Annotated in this window: 23 protein-coding genes and 1 other annotated feature; of the genes, 1 reads left to right on the top strand and 22 read right to left on the bottom strand. The window is 39.6% G+C overall.

Going from position 1 to position 21,650, the window contains the following annotated elements; genetic code table 11:
- Positions 1–25: 25 nt before the first annotated feature.
- The 5 genes from rpoB to BMX34_RS04040 form a co-directional block, all read right to left on the bottom strand.
- Positions 26–3,649: a DNA-directed RNA polymerase subunit beta gene (gene rpoB, locus BMX34_RS04060; RefSeq protein ID WP_092571050.1), complete on the bottom strand. Its 3,624-nt coding sequence runs from the start codon at positions 3,647–3,649 to the stop codon at positions 26–28.
- 282 nt (positions 3,650–3,931) lie between these two features.
- The gene (locus tag BMX34_RS04055) at positions 3,932–4,441 is read right to left on the bottom strand and encodes a DNA-deoxyinosine glycosylase (protein WP_092571048.1); all 510 of its coding nucleotides are present in this window, start codon (positions 4,439–4,441) and stop codon (positions 3,932–3,934) included.
- Between the two features lie 132 nt (positions 4,442–4,573).
- Positions 4,574–5,488 (bottom strand): pseudouridine-5'-phosphate glycosidase, encoded by a 915-nt coding sequence (locus BMX34_RS04050; RefSeq protein WP_092571046.1) that lies wholly within the window; start codon positions 5,486–5,488, stop codon positions 4,574–4,576.
- 2 nt (positions 5,489–5,490) lie between these two features.
- Positions 5,491–6,594: a carbohydrate kinase gene (locus BMX34_RS04045; RefSeq protein WP_092571044.1), complete on the bottom strand. Its 1,104-nt coding sequence runs from the start codon at positions 6,592–6,594 to the stop codon at positions 5,491–5,493.
- 62 nt (positions 6,595–6,656) lie between these two features.
- On the bottom strand, positions 6,657–7,289 hold the full coding sequence (locus BMX34_RS04040; RefSeq protein ID WP_159428841.1) for a class I SAM-dependent methyltransferase: 633 nt from the start codon (positions 7,287–7,289) through the stop codon (positions 6,657–6,659).
- A 95-nt stretch (positions 7,290–7,384) separates the two neighbouring features.
- Between BMX34_RS04040 and BMX34_RS04035 the strand changes: the two genes are divergently transcribed.
- Entirely contained in the window at positions 7,385–8,227 is an 843-nt protein-coding gene (locus BMX34_RS04035; protein ID WP_092571040.1) for a Cof-type HAD-IIB family hydrolase, read from the top strand.
- A 66-nt stretch (positions 8,228–8,293) separates the two neighbouring features.
- On the opposite strand, the gene rplL is transcribed toward BMX34_RS04035, so the two are convergent.
- The 17 genes from rplL to BMX34_RS03950 form a co-directional block, all read right to left on the bottom strand.
- A complete protein-coding gene (rplL, locus tag BMX34_RS04030) occupies positions 8,294–8,671 on the bottom strand; it encodes a 50S ribosomal protein L7/L12 (RefSeq protein WP_092571038.1) in 378 nt (125 codons plus the stop codon).
- Between the two features lie 30 nt (positions 8,672–8,701).
- Entirely contained in the window at positions 8,702–9,241 is a 540-nt protein-coding gene (gene rplJ, locus BMX34_RS04025) for a 50S ribosomal protein L10 (RefSeq protein ID WP_092571036.1), read from the bottom strand.
- A gap of 43 nt (positions 9,242–9,284) precedes the next feature.
- Positions 9,285–9,411 (bottom strand) — a sequence feature (ribosomal protein L10 leader region).
- 33 nt (positions 9,412–9,444) lie between these two features.
- A complete protein-coding gene (rplA, locus tag BMX34_RS04020; RefSeq protein ID WP_092571034.1) occupies positions 9,445–10,167 on the bottom strand; it encodes a 50S ribosomal protein L1 in 723 nt (240 codons plus the stop codon).
- Positions 10,168–10,252: 85 nt separating this feature from the next.
- Positions 10,253–10,678 carry a 50S ribosomal protein L11 gene (gene rplK, locus BMX34_RS04015; protein ID WP_092571032.1) on the bottom strand — a complete coding sequence of 142 codons (426 nt, stop codon included), beginning with the start codon at positions 10,676–10,678 and terminating at the stop codon, positions 10,253–10,255.
- Between the two features lie 152 nt (positions 10,679–10,830).
- On the bottom strand, positions 10,831–11,406 hold the full coding sequence (nusG, locus tag BMX34_RS04010; RefSeq protein WP_092571030.1) for a transcription termination/antitermination protein NusG: 576 nt from the start codon (positions 11,404–11,406) through the stop codon (positions 10,831–10,833).
- Between the two features lie 72 nt (positions 11,407–11,478).
- Complete coding sequence (gene secE / locus BMX34_RS04005) at positions 11,479–11,655, bottom strand: preprotein translocase subunit SecE (RefSeq protein WP_092571028.1); 177 nt, start codon at positions 11,653–11,655, stop codon at positions 11,479–11,481.
- Between the two features lie 25 nt (positions 11,656–11,680).
- Positions 11,681–11,833 carry a 50S ribosomal protein L33 gene (gene rpmG / locus BMX34_RS04000; protein WP_092571025.1) on the bottom strand — a complete coding sequence of 51 codons (153 nt, stop codon included), beginning with the start codon at positions 11,831–11,833 and terminating at the stop codon, positions 11,681–11,683.
- Between the two features lie 66 nt (positions 11,834–11,899).
- Positions 11,900–12,670: a formate/nitrite transporter family protein gene (locus BMX34_RS03995; protein ID WP_092571023.1), complete on the bottom strand. Its 771-nt coding sequence runs from the start codon at positions 12,668–12,670 to the stop codon at positions 11,900–11,902.
- Positions 12,671–12,753: 83 nt separating this feature from the next.
- Positions 12,754–13,341 (bottom strand): sigma-70 family RNA polymerase sigma factor, encoded by a 588-nt coding sequence (locus BMX34_RS03990; RefSeq protein ID WP_092571021.1) that lies wholly within the window; start codon positions 13,339–13,341, stop codon positions 12,754–12,756.
- Between the two features lie 17 nt (positions 13,342–13,358).
- Positions 13,359–13,913 (bottom strand): NYN domain-containing protein, encoded by a 555-nt coding sequence (locus tag BMX34_RS03985; RefSeq protein ID WP_092571019.1) that lies wholly within the window; start codon positions 13,911–13,913, stop codon positions 13,359–13,361.
- Positions 13,914–13,917: 4 nt separating this feature from the next.
- The gene (gene rlmB, locus BMX34_RS03980) at positions 13,918–14,697 is read right to left on the bottom strand and encodes a 23S rRNA (guanosine(2251)-2'-O)-methyltransferase RlmB (RefSeq protein ID WP_092571017.1); all 780 of its coding nucleotides are present in this window, start codon (positions 14,695–14,697) and stop codon (positions 13,918–13,920) included.
- Positions 14,698–14,699: 2 nt separating this feature from the next.
- A complete protein-coding gene (locus BMX34_RS03975; RefSeq protein ID WP_092571015.1) occupies positions 14,700–15,089 on the bottom strand; it encodes a Mini-ribonuclease 3 in 390 nt (129 codons plus the stop codon).
- 24 nt (positions 15,090–15,113) lie between these two features.
- Positions 15,114–16,541, bottom strand: coding sequence for a cysteine--tRNA ligase (gene cysS, locus BMX34_RS03970; RefSeq protein WP_092571012.1), 1,428 nt, complete (start codon positions 16,539–16,541; stop codon positions 15,114–15,116).
- A 406-nt stretch (positions 16,542–16,947) separates the two neighbouring features.
- Positions 16,948–18,423 carry a glutamate--tRNA ligase gene (gene gltX, locus BMX34_RS03965; protein WP_092571010.1) on the bottom strand — a complete coding sequence of 492 codons (1,476 nt, stop codon included), beginning with the start codon at positions 18,421–18,423 and terminating at the stop codon, positions 16,948–16,950.
- An 81-nt stretch (positions 18,424–18,504) separates the two neighbouring features.
- Positions 18,505–19,599: a PIN/TRAM domain-containing protein gene (locus tag BMX34_RS03960; RefSeq protein ID WP_092571008.1), complete on the bottom strand. Its 1,095-nt coding sequence runs from the start codon at positions 19,597–19,599 to the stop codon at positions 18,505–18,507.
- A 36-nt stretch (positions 19,600–19,635) separates the two neighbouring features.
- Positions 19,636–21,015, bottom strand: coding sequence for a DNA repair protein RadA (gene radA / locus BMX34_RS03955; protein ID WP_092571006.1), 1,380 nt, complete (start codon positions 21,013–21,015; stop codon positions 19,636–19,638).
- Between the two features lie 10 nt (positions 21,016–21,025).
- Positions 21,026–21,562: a dCTP deaminase/dUTPase family protein gene (locus tag BMX34_RS03950; protein ID WP_412457629.1), complete on the bottom strand. Its 537-nt coding sequence runs from the start codon at positions 21,560–21,562 to the stop codon at positions 21,026–21,028.
- Between the last annotated feature and the right edge of the window lie 88 nt (positions 21,563–21,650).

The raw sequence follows: 21,650 nt of genomic DNA, 5'->3' as shown, positions 1-21,650 counted from the left end.
TATTTTAAACCTTTGAGTGTCGACTTTAATCTTCTAAATCAACTAATTCAACAGCAGCCTGTTCTTCATCGTTGCTTTCTTGACGTTCGGCTTCTTTCTCTTGGCGCAAACGTTCAGCTTCTTTTTGTTCTTCTTTGAACTTATCCAAAGCGTTAAAGTTCACAACATCATCTTCATCTTCATCATCTTGTAAGTTAATTTCTTGATCACGTTCGTCCAAGACTTTCAAATCAAGACCTAAAGCTTGCAATTCTTTAACAAGAACACGGAAAGATTCTGGAACGCCTGGTTTTGGAATTCCTTCGCCCTTAACAATAGATTCATAAGTCTTAACCCGTCCAACCACGTCGTCTGATTTATAGGTTAGGATTTCTTGTAGGGTAAAGGCTGCTCCATAGGCTTCAAGCGCCCAAACTTCCATTTCACCGAAACGTTGTCCACCAAATTGGGCTTTACCTCCCAGTGGTTGTTGAGTAACTAGAGAGTAAGGACCTGTAGAACGGGCATGGATTTTATCATCTACCATGTGGCCGAGTTTCATCATATACATGACACCCACAGATACTTTACGGTCAAAAGGTTCACCAGTGCGGCCATCGTATAAGACGGTCTTAGCATCTTCTGCTAAACCAGCTTCTTTGACAGCTTCCCAAACATCGTTTTCATTAGCACCATCAAAGACTGGTGTAGCGATATTAATGCCCAATGAACGAGCTGCCATACCTAAATGGAGTTCGAAGACTTGACCGATATTCATCCGTGAAGGTACCCCAAGTGGGTTCAACATAATATCAACCGGTGTACCATCCGGCAAGAATGGCATATCTTCTTCTGGAACCACTAAGGATACAACCCCTTTATTACCGTGGCGTCCAGCCATCTTGTCACCGACTTGAATTTTTCTCTTTTGAACAATATATACTCGGACCAACATATTTACGCCAGGAGAGAGTTCATCACCATTCTCGCGAGTGAAGATCTTCACGTCATGGACAATACCGCCACCACCATGAGGCACACGTAATGAGGTATCACGAACTTCACGAGCTTTCTCACCGAAGATAGCGTGTAGCAATCGTTCCTCAGCAGAAAGTTCGGTTACTCCTTTAGGAGTTACCTTGCCGACCAAAATGTCTCCATCGCGAACTTCAGCACCAATTGAAATAATTCCATCACGGTCTAAGAATTTCAGAGCATCCTCACCGACGTTAGGGATTTCACGTGTAATTTCTTCTGGACCTAATTTAGTATCACGAGCTTCGGATTCGTATTCTTCAATATGAATCGAGGTATAAACGTCATCTTTGACCAGACGTTCAGACATGATAATCGCATCCTCGAAGTTATAACCATCCCAAGTCATAAAGGCTATTAACGGATTTTGTCCTAGTGCCATTTCACCTTTTTCCATCGATGGTCCGTCAGCTAAGACATCGCCAGCATCAACCACTTCTCCTTGCTTAACCAAAGGTCGTTGATTGTAACAGGTTCCAGCATTCGAGCGGGCAAATTTAGTTACATGATATTCTTTGATCGAACCGTCTTCTTGTTCGATCACAATCATATTAGCATCGACATACGCCACGGTACCGCCTGCTTTGGCAATTAGAGCTGCACCTGAGTCATGGGCTGCTTGATATTCAATCCCGGTTCCGACAAAAGGTGCCTGCGGTTTAACCAATGGCACAGCTTGCCGTTGCATGTTAGCCCCCATCAGAGCCCGGTTGGAGTCATCGTTTTCCAGGAATGGAATGGAAGACGTAGCCACAGAAACAACTTGCTTCGGTGACACGTCCATGAAATCGAGTTGCTCAACCGAAACTTCCAAGTTCTCATCTTTATATCGAGCCATTACAGTATCATTGATGAAATTACCCTCTTCATCAATTAATGAGTTAGCTTGAGCCACGACATATAAGTCTTCCTCGTCTGCTGATAAATAGTGAATTTCATCAGTAGCACGGTGAGTTTGTCGGTCAACTTTTCGATAAGGCGTTTCAATAAAACCATAGTCATTAATCTTGGCGTAGGAAGCGAGCGAGTTAATCAACCCGATATTCGGTCCTTCAGGGGTTTCAATCGGACACATCCGGCCGTAGTGAGAATAGTGAACGTCACGCACTTCATAACCCGCCCGATCACGAGTCAAACCACCAGGTCCTAAGGCTGACAACCGACGTTTATGGGTTAACTCACCCAATGGGTTGGATTGGTCCATGAATTGAGATAATTGAGATGAACCGAAGAATTCCCGAATCGCAGCAACTACCGGACGAATATTCACCAGCTGTTGCGGGGTCATCGTAGCAATATCTTGTAAAGACATCCGTTCACGGACCACTCGTTCCATACGGCTTAAACCAATTCGGAATTGGTTTTGTAATAATTCTCCAACGGAACGAATCCGACGATTGCCAAGGTGGTCAATATCATCCGTCTTCCCAATGCCTTCATCGAGGAACAAATAATAATTGACTGAAGCAATGATATCGGCGGGTGTTAAACATTTTACTGAATCAGGAATATTTGCATTACCCACTATATTAATGACACGTTCAGGATCGCTCGGAGCATATACTTTAATCATTTGCAAAGGAATTGGATCAGTTAAGACGGCATCTTCAGCAGGTTCCCAAGTGACTAGATTGATATTATTTTCTAAATAAGGAATTAGGGTATCAATTTTGTCTTGATCAAGCACAGTGCCCTCTGGGAAGATCACTTCTCCAGTTTCTGGATCTGCCAAGGTTTCAGCCAAGGTCAAGCCTAACAAGCGATATTTCAAATGAAGTTTCTTGTTAATCTTATAGCGACCCACCGGTGCTAAATCATAACGACGTGGATCAAAGAATCGAGCAATCAAAAGATTTCGTGAACTTTCAGCAGTCTTAGGTTCGCCGGGACGAAGACGTTCATAAACATCTTTCAAGGCTTCTTCAACCCGTGAATCAGCCACGTTCTTATGGATATCTTTTTCTAAGGTGGTGTCTAATAATTGGCTTTCACCAAACAAGGCCACAATCTCATCATCTGAACCAAAGCCAAGGGCGCGCACCAGTTCAGTCAATGGCAACTTACGCGTCCGGTCAATTCTTACATAAGCAACCCCTTTGGCATCTGTTTCGAATTCTAACCAAGCACCACGGTTTGGAATCACGGTAGAAGTGTAGGTATGGCGATTCTTCTTATCAATCTTGTCATGGAAATAAACGGACGGGGATCGTACTAATTGAGATACAATAACCCGTTCTGCCCCGTTAATAATGAACGTTCCCATCTCGGTCATCATTGGGAAATCACCAAAGAAGACGACTTGTTCTTTGACTTCGCCAGTTTCTTTATTCACCAGACGTAATTTCACATAAATTGGTTGTGAATAATTGGCATCATGACTACGAGCTTCTTCCACATCATATTTGGGTTCTCTCAATTCGTAATCGACGAAATGGAGTTCCAAATTATCACTGTGGTCGACAATCGGAGAAATATCTTCAAACATAATCCGAATCCCTTTATCTAGGAACCATTCATAGGATTTAGTTTGAATCTCAATCAAATTCGGTAGTTCTAAGACTTCGGCAATGCGCGAATAGCTACGACGTTCTGCTTTCTTACCATATTTAACAATATGATGACTCAAGCTCTTCACCCCTTATATATAATCAAACACAATGTTACAATTAAGTTACAAACCTTACATTTTGATAACAAACCGTGGATTTACCAGACTTTTAGGCAAAAAAATAACAAAAGATTTGAGTACGACTACACAATTCTTTTGTTTAATTCCCTTGAAAGCCTATCTGGACAATATTTCAGATGGTTTTCTTTTATAATCTGCTTCTCACGTTTATCCATCATAGCAAAAAAAAGAAGGAAAGTCAATTCCTTCTTTGATGTTATTCAGCTAACATTCTTTAGACCTTTTCTGCTAAGCTAAATAGGGCAATATCACCGACCAAGCTTCTAACAAATCAGCCAGACGGAACCGAGCATTAGCTGGACTCGTGGAAGGAAGTTTTATACCAGCTATCTGACTTTGTTTGGCATGATACTTCTGATAATATTTGTAGGAAGTAGCTCCATTACAGAAGACTTGTTCAATTTGGCTTTGTTGGAAGACCTGACTTAGATCTGTCAGGATCACATTTTGTATCGAGGCATCACTCGAACCAATAATATCACATTGATAAATTGAATCATAAACGGCAATCTGGTGACGCAATAGAAAATCACGACGTTCTCCAATCTCATTGGATAGAGTTTCGCCGAACAAGGCTGCCATTAATGGCCAAAAGCGATTCTGCGGATGCCCATAAAAGAAGCCGTAAGCCCGGGTCTGAACTGAAGGAAAAGATCCGAGAATTAAAATTTTAGAATCTGATTGATATAAAGGAGACAAGGGGTGGGTAATCGTTTGATGTTCTTGCTTGGCTGGCATTGAATCGACTCCCTTCGTCATATCTTTTAATTAAGAAATTTCTTCTAGCAACCTCCAACAAAAAGATGAGCTAAATGATTGATTTATAAATATCGAATCTGATCAGCAATAACCTGATACATAAATTTTATTTTATTGATAGGCTTGGTAGGCCACCGCAATCTCTGCACCGAGACGAGCATTATTATAGACCAATTCAATATTGCTCGCTAGCGATCGGCCTTCGGTTAATTCGACAATCTTAGCAAGTAAGAAAGGCGTTGAATCCTTACCATGAACTCCTGCTTCTTTTTCTTCGGCTAAGGCTTGTTGAATAATTTGATCAATATCTTCATGAGGAATTTCATGTTCTGCTGGAATTGGATTGGTTACTAGAATGGCTGATTTTAATTCAGCGACATCTTGGTAGTGCATCAAAGCTGCAATCTCTTCGGGATGATCTTTACGTAAATTCAAAGCCACATCAGAGGTTCTAGAATAAAAGGCAGGTAAATAATCGGTTTGATAACCAACCACCGGCACTCCTTTGGTTTCAAGATATTCCATCGTGCGGCCTAAATCAAGAATTGCTTTCGCACCCGCACATACGACCGTAAGATTAGTTTGGCTTAGCTCTTCTAGGTCAGCAGAAATATCCATACTATCCTGTCCTTCACGATGAACTCCCCCAATACCTCCCGTGACGAAGACCTTAATCCCAGCTAATTTAGCCGCAATCATGGTTGAAGCTACTGTCGTAGCTCCAATTTGTTGACTAGCCAAAATTTCTGCAAAATCACGACGAGATACTTTGGCAACATTCGGAGCCGTCGCTAGTAATTCTAACTGTTGATCATCAAGGCCCACTTGGATTTTACCATCCATTAAGGCAATGGTGGCAGGTACTGCTCCATGTTCACGAATAATTTGTTCAGTCTTACGAGCCATCTCTACATTCTGGGGATAAGGCATCCCATGAGATATAATGGTAGATTCTAGCGCCACTACCGGTTGGTGATGATCTAAAGCTTCTTTAACTTCTTGACTTAAACGAATTAATGGGTTCATAATTACCTCCTAAATATTGTTTGACGATAATTTTCTAATAAGGTTTCATTCAAATCTTTGCGGACTGTCTGTCGGGATTGGATACACAGATTAGCATTGGCCATGGCTAATTCTAATGCTCGATCAGCTGGATAGCCCTTAATCCAAGCATAAATCATTCCCGCTGAGAAAGCATCGCCAGCGCCGGTCACCTCAACCACCTGATCAACTTGAGGCGGTTTGATTGAGAACGTCTGACTCGTTCGATCCAAGTAATAGCTTGGTTGACTTCCGTGCGTTAGAACGATTTGTTCCAGGCCCGTTTCCATCCACAAGTGAGCAATTTTGGCGAGATCTCGGTCGTTATCCTTTAACGAGAAATAAGTCTGTGATTCGTCTAGATTCACAATCATCCCCGTCACTCCGGTTAAATCCTTAGGCAGTCGAGCCATCTTTGGCCCACTCACTGGAATCAAATACAAGGGAACTTTTGTCTGTCGGGCAAAATTTATCACATATTCGACGACCGCTAAAGGAGGGTTCAGGTCAAGCACCAGTGCTTTAGCCGAAGAAAAAGCGGTTTGGTATTGCTGAATCCAAGATAGGGTCATCTGATCGTAGATTTCCATATCAGCAAGGGCTAGAGTCATCTCTCCATTTGAATCAATCACCGCTGTATAACTCCCGGTCGGGTAATTACTTAGGTTTTGGACATATTGGAAGTTAATATAAGGTTGACTCTGTTGACGAATCCAATCAAATTCCTTATCATTACCCGCTAAAGAAACGAGCGACACATCTAAACCTAAACGCCCTAGGTTCTCTGAAACATTTCGGGCCACGCCGCCCATACTTTCGCTAGAAATCACCGGATTACTCGTGCCAGCTTGTAAATGATCTTTGAGAAAATACTTACGGTCGAGGTTCATCGCCCCAATACATACAATTTCACTGCTTTGATTAAGGACATAGGCCCGACCTAATAGGTATTTCTTTTCAATTAAATTGGAAATAATTGTTGCTACGGTCGATCGGCTTAAATGAATCAGGTCAGCGATTTCTTGTTGCGATAGAAAGGGGTTTTCTTTCAATAATAACAAGATGCGTTCCTCGTTATGACTTAACATTTGGATTCCTCCGCCTCGATTTTAAACTTTTGTCAATTAAAAGACTTTTGTCTAAAATCATTTTAGCGGTTTTCATCTGTCGATGCAAGCTTTTGACTGGATAGAATCCAATAGCCTTTATCCTGCTTTAGTCGTTCGACATTGCCGAAAACTTCCTCCATATATTTCTTCATCGAAGGGGCTCCTTGTTTTTTCTGTATCACGAGAACCAGACGGCCATTTTCTAATAAATGCTCATAAGCCACGGCTACAAATCGTTGGATTACATGTTTCCCAGCTCGAATGGGTGGATTCGTCAAGACCCACTGATATCGATCCATTAATTGTAAATTAATGGCATCCGTTAAAAGCCATTGAATTGATGAAGCCTGATTCAATTCAGCATTCTGCTTTGCCAATTCATAAGCTCGTCGGTTAATCTCCACCGCCGTAATCTTCGTCTGGGGAAGTTCTTGGTTTAGAATAATAGAGATTGGCCCATAACCACTACCTAATTCCAGTATTTTTTCTTGATTTTCAACTTGATAATTTGAAAGAAAGCTTTCTAATAAGACCTGGGAACCGTAATCGATTTGACTCTTGGAGAATACTCCAGCATTCGTTTGGAAGGTATAAGTCTTATGCTTAAAGCTAAATTCAAAAGTCTGAGGATGGTCGGCGCTATGAGGCTGGTGTTCAAAATATTGTTCCGTCAATGCTATACTCCTTTGAATTGTAATCTTAATTGATATTCTAACATTTTACCGAGGTTCATGGTAAACTATTAGCATAGTAAGCATGGAGGAAAAATATGATTAAATTATTTGTCTCAGATATGGATGGTACTCTGTTAAATGACCAACACATTATTAGTCAAGAAAATGCCAATAGTATCAAGAAATTGCAAGCTCGTGGCATCGAATTTATGATTGCTACTGGCCGAACCTTCCATTCAGCTAAACCTTTTTTAGATATGCATCAGATTGATTGCGAAATGATTAATCTAAACGGTGCTGCCATTTATTCCAGAGACGGGCATTTAGAGCAATCGATTCCTATGAGTTTTTCAATTGTTAAACAAATGATCCTCTTTTGTCAACGGCATGGAATTGGTTATTCCGTAATGGACTCACAATATCTCTATGTGATGGATACTGATAGTTTCTTAAAGAAGATCTTCGCCAATCTCGACTTGGGAATCGATTCAGACCAAAGTAGTCGCATGCAATTCATTAATGATATTAATTATGTTCGTGATATTAATGATTACCGATTCAATCAAGCTAGTCCCGTCCTGAAGATGATGATTCTTTCCGAAAATCCGGAAAAACTGCGAGCCTTTCAAGATGTCTTCGCGAGTGAAGATAGTTTAGATATAACTTCATCAAATATTGACAATTTAGAAGTAACCCATCAAAAAGCTCAGAAAGGCTTAGCCATTGCCTCTTATGCCGCAGCTAAAGGTTGGACGATGGATGAAGTGGCTACGATCGGCGATTCCTTAAATGATCGCTCTATGTTACAAATGGCAAAATATGGATTTGTCATGGAAAATGCGAGTGAAGAGGTTAAATCATTCTCAACCCTACGTGCCCCCGACCATAATCTCCACGGTGTGAGCCAAATCATCGAAGCTATTCTAAAAAATTATTAATTCTTAACGCAAAAAAAGAGAAGCCTCCGCAAGGAATGCTTCTCTTTTATTTGTAAGTTAATATAATTATTTAACTTCAACTTCTCCGCCAGCTTCTTCGATCTTAGCTTTAAGTTCTTCAGCTTCTTCTTTAGAAACAGCTTCTTTAATCACTGAAGGAGCGCCATCAACTAATTCTTTAGCTTCTTTCAAGCCTAAACCAGTTGCTTCACGAACTGCTTTGATAACTTTGATCTTAGCAGCGCCAGCTGATTTCAATTCAACATTGAATTCAGTTTGTTCAGCAGCAGCTGAAGCTTCACCAGCACCAGGAGCAGCAGCTACAGCTACAGGAGCAGCAGCAGACACACCGAATTCTTCTTCGATTGCTTTAACTAATTCGTTTAATTCTACAACAGTTGATGATTTAATATCTTCGATAATTTGTTCAATATTTAATGCCATAATATATTTCTCCTTTATAATTTTATTTTATTAGGCAGCGTCTTTTGAATCTGCAACAGCTTTAAGCGCATAAGCCATCTTGCGTGCAGGAGATGCTTGAGATAGAACAGATGCTGTATTGCGCATTGGCGCTTGTAGCACTGATAGTAACATTGATAGTAATCCTTCACGACTAGGTAATTTAGCGACAGTTTCGATATCAGCCAATGAGGCCACTTTACCTTCGATCATACCGCCCTTGATTTCCAAGGCATCCAGATTCTTGACTTGTTCGGTCAAGATTTTAGCAGGAGCCACAATGTCTTCACTAAAGACAATCGCTGTAGGTCCGCTGAAATATTCATCTAGACCTTCAATTTCTGCTTGAGCCGCAGCTCGACGTAATAAAGTATTCTTCACAACTTTCATCTTCACGTCGTTATCACGTAATTCCTTACGTAATGCAGTAACTTCGGCAACAGATAAACCTAAATAGTCTACAACCAAGATTGCTGAAGAAGATTTGAAACCTTCAACAAGTTGATCGATTTCTGCTTGTTTTGCTTCTTTACTTACAACACGTTTAACCAAATAATTCACCTCCGTCAATATTAGATAAGATAGAGATTCATTAATTCACATTAAAAAATCTCTATGTCACCTTAGACATAGAGATAGCTTCCAAAATAATTCGGGAACTTCCTCGGTAAGAAATTAAGGCTAAAGCCACTTACTGTCTTCGGTCGTTTGACGCTACACATTGTAACGCATTATTATTTGATTTGCAAGAAGAATTATTCTTCTTCATCTTTCTTCGTTACGGCTGCGGTGATTGTTTGTGCATCAATCTTAATACCAGGTCCAAAGGTTGTGGTCAAAGTAAGATTGGTGATAAATCTACCTTTAGCTCCGCTTGGTTTTACTCGAATTAATTCTTCGTGTAAAGCCTTGAAATTTTCAACTAATTTTTCAGTAGAAAATGATACTTTACCAATTGGCACGTTCACGATACCAGCTTTGTCAGCACGGTAATTTACTTTACCAGCTTTGATTTCTTCTACTGCTTTAGTAACATCCATTGTTACGGTACCTGTTTTAGGGTTAGGCATCAAGCCTTTTGGACCAAGGACACGACCTAAACGGCCTACTTGACCCATCATATCAGGGGTAGCAACCATAACATCAAAGTCTAACCAGCCGCCGTTGATTTTCTCAATAATATCAGCATCACCAACGAAGTCAGCACCAGCAGCGCGAGCTTCTTCAGCTTTTGCTCCTTGAGCAACTACGACAACCGTTTGAGTTTTACCAGTACCATTTGGTAAGACCATGGCACCACGAATTTGTTGGTCTGCTTTTTTAACATCGATATTTAAGTTATAAGATACTTCAACAGTGGCATCAAATTTAGCAAAGTCGATTTCTTTAGCTAAAGTAATTGCTTCTGTTGGAGTATAAAGTTTGTTGCGGTCTACTTTTTCTAAGGCCGCTTGATATTGTTTGCTTTTTTTAGCCATTTTTATTTCCTCCTATTTTTGTGGTGATAACGGTTTTTCCTCCCACACCCGATAGAATACGGGTTTGTGGAAACTGCACCCGCATTTAGCCTTCTACAGTAATACCCATAGAACGAGCAGTACCTTCGATCATGCGCATTGCAGCTTCTACGTCTGCTGCATTTAAGTCTTTCATTTTGATTTCAGCAATTTCTTGAACTTGAGCTTTGGTCACTTTTCCAACTTTATTCTTGTTAGGTTCGCCAGAAGCTTTAGATAAACCAGCAGCTTTCTTCAATAGAACTGGGGCTGGTGGAGTTTTAGTGATGAAGGTAAATGAACGGTCTTCATAAACATCAATCACTACTGGAATAATCATTCCATTTTGATCTTGAGTTTGAGCATTAAATTCCTTGGTGAAAGCCATAATATTCACACCGGCTTGCCCTAATGCAGGACCTACTGGTGGAGCTGGACTTGCTTGTCCGGCTGGAATTTGCAATTTGACTTGTTTGACAACTTTTTTAGCCACGAAACATTCCTCCTTGTTTTTTTAAGTTCGTGATGTGGTATACGGTTAGTAACCTCCCACTCATTGTGCGTACATGCGCACCGAAGCATTATAACACAATCTTTAGCAAAATCAAGCAAATTTATAATAATTCTTCAGACAACTTGCTCACTTTAGATTTCTTCGGCTTTGACCTGATAGAATTCTAGCTCGGTCACGGTTTCGCGACCAAACATTTCAATCACAACTTTTAATCGTTGCTGATCTTGATCAATTTCTTCAATGACACCGGCTAGCCCTGAGAAGGCACCATCGATAATTTCAACCCGATCTCCAATCTCAACTTCTAAATCAACCACTGGTTTTGGAGCAGCTTTATCACCTAATAAGACAGCCACTTCTTCTTCTAATAAGGAAGAAGGTTTAGATCCTGCACCATGTGAACCAACAAACCCCGTTACCCCTGGTGTATTTCTGACCACAAACCAAGCTTCATCAGACATGACCATTTCTACTAACACATAACCAGGAAATTTCTTCTTAGATTTGGTCTTCTTAACGCCATCTTTCATTTCGGTTACTTCTTCTTCTGGAACCATAACCCGGAAGATATTTTCATTCATATCCATCGAATCTTTACGCAATTCTATATTTTCTTTGACTTTGTTCTCATATCCTGAGTAAGTATGGAGCACATACCAAGCTTTTTCTCCGTTCACGCAACTTTCCTCCTTTGACTTTCTCTTCATAATAAAAAACCTACATCATGTAGGCTTTCTTTTAGTATATTATACCATGTTTTCGGTTAAAATATCAGTAGCTTAAGCTAAGGTAAATAACCAATTTAATAGATTAGATAGGCCGAAATCAACGACAGCAAAGAAAATAGAAAAAGCAATCACCATGAAAATAACTGTCCAAGTATAACGATTCACTTCTTGGAGATTTGGCCAAGTCACTTTTTTCATTTCTTGCAGAACATTTTTAAAATATGACATGAGTCTTTCCTTTCTATAACATTTACTATTTAGTCTCTTTATGAAGCGTGTGTTTATTACAGTATTTACAGAATTTCATGACTTCTAAGCGAGTGGCCTTGCCCATTTGTGTCGGAGTCATTGAATAATTGCGTTGGCCACAGACCGTACATGCTAAAGCGCCTTTCTTTTGGGCCATAACAACCCCTCCTTTTTATAAGTCATCAATATACTAATGAACTGATGCCACTTTTGTCAAGTATCTCTATAAAGTGTTCCGATTTAACAGACTATAACCCAAGCCCATAATTACACCGCCGCCGACAACATTACCTAAGAAGGCCACAAGCCATTGCATCAAAACTTGCCCCCAAGGTAAACTATGACCTGTAAAACCTACCATTGAAAACACACTGAAATTCGCTATCACGTGTTCATAACCAAAATAAGCAAACATAAAAATAACGACTTCAACAAAAAATAGTTTGGCGAATTCATTTTTAATATTCATTTGGCCAATGATAGCAATATTGACAAAAATATTAGCTAAAATAGCTTCGATAAAAATACTTAACAGGCTCTTCGCTAATTTGGCCTGCGCCACATTCACTAAGAATGATGTTTCTGTAATTTGTTGCGCATTTGTCGCCCAGCTCATTAACAATGCCATTAAAATAGCCCCACACCAGTTAAAGAAAGTACAAATTAGGACAATCTTAATGCCTGAGCTTATCTTCAACAAACCCTGATGCTGACCAACCATCGTATACATCATGTTAGAGGTCGCTAGTTCTGTCTTGAGTACCAAAATCATCATTAAACCAAAAGGGAAAATAATTGCATATACAAATTTAGCTAAATAAGGAAGAGGATCCTGAAATACATTCGCTGCCATCGCAGCACACACCGTTGCGATGGTGAGGAACATTCCTGCATAGATGGCTCTTAATGCATATAAAGGAAAATATTGATTAAGTAATTTTTCCTTTCCTTCTACAGCCACTTGAACCTTTTCAATAAACTCGTTTTTTACCATTCAGTCTCCCACTCCTTTGCCTAAGCTATATATTATCATATCCATTCAAAAAAACCTCTAAAGTTTAGAGGTTTTTTTGAAATTTAGGCTAATTGTTTGAATTTCTTCCGACACCGATAAATCGTATCGTGAACTTTTTTCAAACTCATTCCTAATTCTTCGGCAATTTTCTTATAATTTCCTTCCGAAAGATATTTATGCAATACCTGTTTCTCTAATTTAGACAAGCTATTCAAAACTCTTATAAATTTAGATTGGGTTGAACAAATTTCATAAATGGGCAAATTATTAGTATCTGGTAATAGACTCAAGGTATCCACACTATCTCCATCAACTTCCACATTAAGTGATAAATCCTTCTTGCCTCCGCCTCGACAGGAAGCCAACCGGTAACGCGCAATATTAATGATGTGATTGCGACATACGCAGCGGGCATAAGGTGCAAAAAAAGATCTACGCTCCAAATTGAATGTGCGAACAGCTTTCAATAATGCGACCCGAACTTCTTGTTCGAAATCATCATTATCATAATCAATAATAAAGTATTGACGGGAGAGACTGCGTATTAAAGGTTTAAAACGATCAAATAATTCAACTAAATAATCTTGGTTAGAGCTTTGTTGATAAGCTTCGACAAGTTGTTCATTCGATAATAGAGCAATCTTCTTCATATTTCTTTCTCCTTTACTTATTTAGGAGAATGGCCATCCTTATCTGATAAGTGTTCAATATTATGACGAAGTAAATCTAAGTACTCTAAATCTTTCATTTCCCATGGACTTCTGCGCCGCACAATTTGCTGATAGTGATGTCTTACTTCCGTTTGAATTTGTTTTTCAGTTAATTCTTTATCCAGTAAGAGTTCCTGAGCTGACATTCTCAGAGCCCCTTGTTGAAAGATTAACCATTGTTCTGCTGCATCACTAGTCGCTACACGGACAGCATTTAAAGGATGAATAAAAGCTTGAACTTCTCTTTCAATATAAGTATCGGCTGTTTCTCCTTCTTTGGTAAAGACAACGGTCAGCTCATATTCTTCGAAACTTTGGCTCAGTCCCGGAACGAATTGGGCATCAAAGACTACCACTAATTGGTCGACACCTCGAAATTTCCGGTAATTTGAGAGTTCGAATAAGAGAAGATCCCGGGCCTGCTGAATTAAATCCTTATGTTTCAATTGATTCAAGTGGGGCCAGGATCCTATCATATTATACCCATCAACAAATAGAATTTTCTTTCGCATCAAATCACCTGATCGGAATGCGATCTCGAGCAACCTCATACATTAAGACAGAAGCTGCGACTGACGCATTGAGACTTTGAACATGCCCATGCATCGGGATGGTCACGATCCCATCACATTTTTGTTTGAGTAGAGGGGAAACTCCTTTGCCTTCATTCCCAATAACCAAGGCAATCGGTCCTTGGGAATTCCATTGGCGCATATCTTCACCTTCCATATCCGTTGCAAATATCCATAGGCCTCTAGATTTAAGCTGATCGATCGTTTGCGCTAGATTGGTTACCCGTATCACAGGGATATGTTCAATCGCTCCGGTTGAAATTTTGGCGACGACCCCTGTCAAGCCAACGGATCGACGTTTAGGAATAATGATCCCATGCACGCCAGTTGCGTCAGCCGTTCTGAGAATCGAACCTAAATTATGAGGATCAACGATTTCATCCAATATTAACAAGAAAGGATCTTCTTGTCTTTGACTAGCTAAAGCAAAGCTATCTTCTATACTCTGATAGTGATATGGAGCTACAGTGATTATCACGCCTTGGTGATTTTCTCCTTGACTCAGTTCATCTAATTTGTTCTTGGGGACCTCTTGGTAAACAATACCTCGTTGCTTTACCAACTTCAGTATATCGGTTATTTGTTTACCCGCTATCCCTTTTTGTAAAAATAATTTATTTACCTCTTTATTTGACTGCAAAATGGTTAAAACGGTGTGTCGACCATATAAAATTTCGCTATCTTCTTGTTTTCCATTGAAATTTTCTCTCTTATCCACAGCCATTTTTATTCTCCTTCAATGATTTGGATGGCATCTTCAACCAACTGATTGAATCGATCGTACTGTTGACTTAAATACAACCAGCCCATCAAGGCCTCGAATCCTGTAGCCTGACGATATTCACCTATCGAAGCATTTTTTGCTTTAGTATTCGCTTTATGGTTACGCCCCCGTTTATAGATATTAATTTCTTCGTCGCTTAAGCAGTCACTAACGTGGAGCCAATATTGGATGACTTTAGCTTGCGCCTTGGCTTCGACGTACTGAACACTGGCTCGATGTAACTGACTAGCTTGGCGAATACCTTGTTCTAGAACATATTGGCGAATTTTCAATTCATAGGCACTATCGCCCAAATAAGCTAAAGCCACCCCATTTAATTGATTTACATCCATTGATTGCTCCTTTAATTCCTGTAGTTATTGACGTTTCCAAACCGTTCCTTGCGGGGTATCATCTAGTTCCACACCCTGTTCTTTCAATTGTTTACGAATCTCATCTGCTCTTTGATAATCTTTATTTAGTCGTGCTTGATTGCGTTCCTCAATTAAGGCAATAATTTCTGCATCCAAAATTTCTTCTTTATTCTCAAAGATCAAACCAAAAATACTTAACAAAGTCTCCAGACGATCAAGCATCATTTGTAGGCTGGTCCGTGAGCATTGAGTTAGACTGAGATAGCGATTCATCTCTTTAACCATCTCAAAAATAACAGTCAGACCATTCGCTGCGTTGAAATCATCATCCATAGCTTGAACAAAATCTGCTTCATATTGACGAATTTTGTTTTGCCATTCTTGATCAGGAGAGAGCGCATCAGCCAGATTCTCATCTTTTAATCGTAAAGATAAGCGTCGGTGCAATTCTTTTAAGCGATCAATATTAACTTGGGCCTCTTGAACCGTTGTATCATCATAACGCAGAGGACGACGGTAGTGAACTGATGCTAATAAATATCGAATCACTAAGGCATCTACTTCGTTTAACATGTCGCGTAACAAAACAAAGTTTCCTAATGACTTACTCATCTTTTCATCTTGGGCACCTACTGTGACAAAGCCATTATGCATCCAATAATTGGCAAAGGTGTGGCCGCTGTGAGCCTCTGATTGAGCAATTTCATTTTCATGATGCGGGAATTCCAAATCTTGTCCACCGCCATGAATATCTAATTGTTCGCCCAAGTATTTGGTTGACATGACTGAACATTCAATATGCCAACCTGGACGGCCAGGTCCCCAAGGTGATGACCAGGAAATTTCATCTGGCTGGCGATTAGCTTTCCATAAGGCAAAATCAATCGGCGCTTCCTTCCGTTCAGTCTCATCAGCATCAACCCGCTGACTAGCACCTACTAGTAGTTCTGACACCGATTTATTCGATAGTTTGCCGTAATCATCAAATTTTTGGGTTCTAAAGTAGACGTCACCATCAGCTTCATAAGCATATCCTTGATCCACCAAATCTTGAATAAAATCAATAATTTCTGGAATGTTTTCCATTACGCGGGGGTGAACATTGGCAGTTTTAATATTGATTTTTTGAGTATCTTCTTTGTAGGCGGCGATATATTTATCAGCGAGCTCTTTCGGCGACAACCCTTCTTGTTTAGCAGCCTTGATAATTTTGTCATCCACATCGGTAAAGTTGGACACATAGTTAACTTCATATCCGCGATATTCTAGATAGCGTCGAATGGTATCAAAAGCCACAGCACTCCGAGCATTACCAATATGAATATAGTTATAAACCGTTGGCCCACATACATAGAATTGTACTTTCCCTTCTTCAATCGGTTTAAATATTTCTTTTTGTCGAGTCATTGTATTGTAAATTTCAATTCCCATGCTCTTCCCCCTCTGTTCAATAATAAATACATTCTAACACATTTCATCATGCAACTTGAACGCTTTTATCCCTGGCCCAAGGATGAATTGCATCTGACTATGATCGGAAACACTTTGTCATCTATAGGAAGACTAATCATTAATATACTTATCTACTGATTCCCTCAAGTTAGAAGGTGGGTTCAACTTAAACAGGCATCCTACTGATATTTTTTATGAATGCTGCGACGCTGGCGAGATTTTCCCTCTTACACCACCTTCAGAACATTCTCTATTTATGGAAATAACAATTAACGGATTCATACCAAACTTTGATTACAAAAAAAGATCCACCAAGCTGTATGGATTTAACCAATGGCTGGTGGATCTATATCAGTGTAGCGTTAATAAATAAGTCAACGGCTAATTATAATTGTTGCAGGACTTGTTGAATATGGTCTAAGACCTTTTCCTTACCTAGCACTTCAATGACCTTGGCGAGTTCTGGACCATGCATTTGTCCACTAACCGCAATCCGAATTGGCATAAATAACTTACGGCCTTTGATGCCGGTTTCTTTTTGAATTTCTTTGATAAGAGGTTTGATATTTTCTTCGGTAAAGGAAGCCAGGTCAAGATTTTTTAATTTTTCTGCCATAGCTTCAATAACTGTCTTAGCAGTGTCAACCGATGCTTCTTGACGAGCCGCTTCATCTATCTGCAATGTCTCATTAAAGAATAATTGTGATAGGTCGGTGATTTGTGCCCCATAACTCATCTCATCATGATATAAAGAAACTAATTTCTCTACCCATTGATCATCTTCAGGACTTAGATTTTCTGCTACTAGTCCGGCTTTTTGTAAATGTGGTACAGCTAATTGAGTCACTGTCTCTAAATCAGCTTTCTTCATGTAAGTATTGTTAATCCATTCTAACTTCTTCACATCAAAAGCAGCTGGTGAAGTGGATAAGCGAGAAACATCAAAGATATCGATTAATTCTTCTCGACTGAATATTTCTTCTTCTCCTTTAGGTGACCAACCTAACAAAGCAATAAAATTAAACATAGCCTCTGGCAAATACCCTAATTCACGATATTGTTCAATGAATTGGAGAATGGATTCATCACGTTTACTTAATTTCTTATTCGTTTCACTATTAATAATCAAGGTCATATGACCGAAACGAGGATATTCCCAATCGAAAGCATCATAGATCATCATTTGTTTAGGAGTATTGGCTATATGGTCGTCTCCTCGTAAGACATGGGTAATTTCCATTAAATGGTCATCGATTACCACGGCAAAGTTATAGGTTGGATAGCCATCACGTTTTTGAATAACCCAGTCACCAGAAACTGATTTAGATTCGAATTGGATCGGACCCTTAACAATATCATCAAAGGCATAGGTTTTGTTTTGGGGAACGCGGAAACGAATGACTGGCTCACGACCTTCCGCTTCGAAGGCAGCTTGTTCTTCTTTGGTTAAATGAGCATGTTGTCCTCCGTAATGGGGCGCCTCGCCTCGAGCTTGTTGGGCTTCACGCTCAGCTTCTAATTCCTCTTCGGTCATATAACATTTATAGGCCTTATCTTCCGTCAATAATTGATCAATATATTTTTGATAAATATCCAAACGTTCAGATTGGCGATAGGGTCCATAAGCGCCAGGATTGACTGCCGATTCATCCCAATCCATCCCTAACCATTCAAGATTCTCTAATTGGCTACGTTCACCATCGGCAATATTACGTTTTAAATCGGTATCTTCTGTCCGAATGATAAAATCACCTTGATGATGTCTGGCAAATAAGTAATTAAATAAAGCTGTTCTTGCATTACCGATATGAAGATGTCCGGTTGGACTTGGTGCATATCGTACCCGAATTTTAGAACTCATTCATTACGACTCCTTTTTTATTATTGTTATCTTTAAGTCTATCACTTTACCAATAGACCCTCCAGTTCAGTTGACAATTCCTTATTTTGGTTTAGCAAAGATCATCCGACCGGCCGCTGTTTGTAAGGCACTCGTTACTACCACAGGGATCGTTTCGCCCATATAGAGCTGCCCGTCTTCGACCACAATCATGGTACCATCTTCTAAATAGGCCACACCCTGCTTACGCTCAGTACCCTCTTTAATTACCTGAACCATCATCTCTTCTCCAGGAATAAATACTGGTTTAAGTGCGTTAGCCAATTCATTGATATTAAAGACCTTCACTTGTTGGAATTCACTAACTTTGTTCAAATTATAATCATTAGTGATAATCGCTGCCCCTAATAATTTTGCCAGACGGACTAATTTACTATCCACTTCTTTAATATCATCAAAATCACCTTCATAATATTCAATAGGAATAGAATCATCTTTCTGCAATTCATTTAAGATATCTAGTCCGCGTCGACCTTTGGCCCGTTTCAAGCCATCCGAAGAGTCGGCAATTAATTGTAATTCATGTAAAACAAAATTAGGAATGATTAAGGTCCCCTCGATAAAATTCGTCTTAACAATATCAACAATTCGGCCATCAATAATCACGCTGGTATCAAGCAATTTGTAAAGAACTTCCCCCGACTTAGATTCGGTGAGCTTAGCTTGTTTGTCTTTTTCAGAAAAACTAAACGGACGATCCTTAGCAAAAAAATGACTCACACTGGTTACAATCTCTTCATGTTGAGTCGCAGCAATATTATAGCCAATATAGGCCAAAATAATTGAAAGTACAATTGGTAAAGTACTGGAAATAAATGGGATATTTAAACTGACAAAAGGTAATGCAATTAGATAACCAATGATTAATCCCAGAAGTGTTCCAATGGCTTCAACAATTAATAAAGAGGTCGTTTGCCGATGGGTCCAATCTATAATCCGACGTGTCACTTTATCAATAAAAGGTAGCAACAACCCGCCTAATATCATAAAAATAATTCCAAAAATAAGTGCGTTAAACAATGGGTTGGTTAAGATTACATTTTTTATATTAATCGCTTGCCACAAAGCTTGTCCAATGGTTAAACCAAAACTTATGCCCACAATTGCTGAAATAAATAGCACTACTTTTTTTAACATCATCTCACCCCCTTTGCTAAATCTTATTATAAAACTTTATCGCGGAAAAACTAGTCTTACGGCTTCTTGAATTGTACTAATTGGTACAATCTCAATCTCATAATCTGTTTCTAACTGGTCCTGATTATTTTTAGGGATGAAAATTCGTTTAAAGCCTAACTTATCGGCCTCTTTAATTCGATCGCGGATTTGATTGACTCTGCGAATTTCTCCTGTCAGACCAATTTCACCAATAAAGCAATCCGCCACTTTAGTCGGCCGGTTCCAGTAACTAGATGCAATACTCATCGCCAAAGCTAAATCAATGGCTGGATCATCTAAACGAACACCCCCCGCTGTTTTAAAGAAGGCGTCTTGATTTTGGACTAACAAACCGCAATGTTTCTCCATTACAGCCAGAATTAAAGAAACTTTCTGATATTCCATACCACTACTGGTCCGCTTAGCATTCCCAAAGACGGTGGGAGTCATTAAGGATTGAATTTCAGCCAGGACCACCCGACTCCCCTCCAGGGCAGGCACCACGATGGAGCCAATGGCTCCCGGTAACCGCTCTTCCAAAAACATTTGCGAAGGATTGGTTACTTCTTTTAAGCCCGAGTCCAGCATCTCAAAGACACCCATTTCATTCGTCGAACCAAAACGATTCTTTACGGCTCGCAAAATGCGGAAACGATTGTACTTTTCTCCCTCGAAATAAAGAACTGTATCCACCATATGTTCTAACATTCGTGGTCCAGCTATATTCCCTTCCTTGGTAACATGACCAACGATAAAGATTGCGATTTGATTATCTTTAGCTATCCTCATCAATTGAGCAGTCACTTCACGAACTTGAGATACAGAACCGGCAATTCCTTGATGGTCTGGTAGAGTCATCGTTTGAATCGAGTCAATAATCACAATCGTTGGCTGAATTTTATTAATTTCGTTAGCAATGATTGTAAGATCCGTCTCGGCCAATAATAATAATTCAGATTCTTCTACTGATAAGCGATGAGCTCTTAATTTTATTTGGCTCAAACTCTCTTCTCCGGATACATATAGAAGTTGTTGGTTCTGAGTGGCCAATAGCAAGGATACTTGTAATAAGAGAGTGGACTTGCCAATGCCAGGATCTCCACCAATCAAGACTAAAGATCCTGGAACGATGCCCCCACCTAGGACACGATCAAATTCTGCCAGCTTACTGGAAATTCGTTCAGCCTCCATCAGAGGAATATTCTGTAAAGTGCTGGCTCCTGGATGGTTGGCTGATCGTTGAGTTAAATTCGACAAGGTATTCGATGCAGGTTCAGGTGTAACATATTGCTCTTCTAAAGTATTCCAGCCACCACAATTTGGACACCTGCCTAGCCATCTTGGTGATTCATAACCACAAGCTGTGCATTCGTAGATTACTTTTTTCTTTGCCATTTTGACTCCTTTATCGTCCTGAAGATCCGAAACCACCTTCACGTTGACTTAAGCCGCCTTGATCGCCATCAACTTTTAAATACTTGGTAAAAATTGCTTGAGCGATGCGGTCCCCTTTTTTAATTTCCCAATCTTTTAAGCCATAATTAATTAATTGAACAAAGATATGCCCTTCATTCTTTGAATTATTATAGTAATCCGCATCAATAATGCCTACGCTATTGGGTAAAGTGAGGAATCGTTTCAAGGGATTACTTGATCGGTTGATAATCTGAAGATATTCATCTTCTTGCATATAAGCCTTTAAACCGGTAGGGACTAAACTCGCTTTAAAGATCTCTTCATCAAATTTATGCTCAACATCCGCAGTCTTATTAATTTTAGCCCAGAAATATTTAAACAATTGTTCCCAATAGGAGGGGATAATAATGGTTTCAGCAGCTTGAATATCATAGCCTGCGGCATGATGCGTCGACCTATAAGGCAGTTGAATGTCCTTTGATTTAAATGCAGTTACAATTTCAAAACCACGAATTTTTTGCATCATTTGGTCACCTCCTATCCTTATTATTCTATCAAAAAAATTGAATCAAGTGATAATTTCTTGAAGATTTGAGGCTATCTTCATTCTAAAT

Source organism: Ignavigranum ruoffiae, assembly GCF_900110675.1.
GTDB lineage: Bacteria > Bacillota > Bacilli > Lactobacillales > Aerococcaceae > Ignavigranum > Ignavigranum ruoffiae.
The sequence above is the reverse complement of the archived record's forward strand: the minus strand, read 5'-3'. Positions and strand labels throughout refer to the sequence as shown.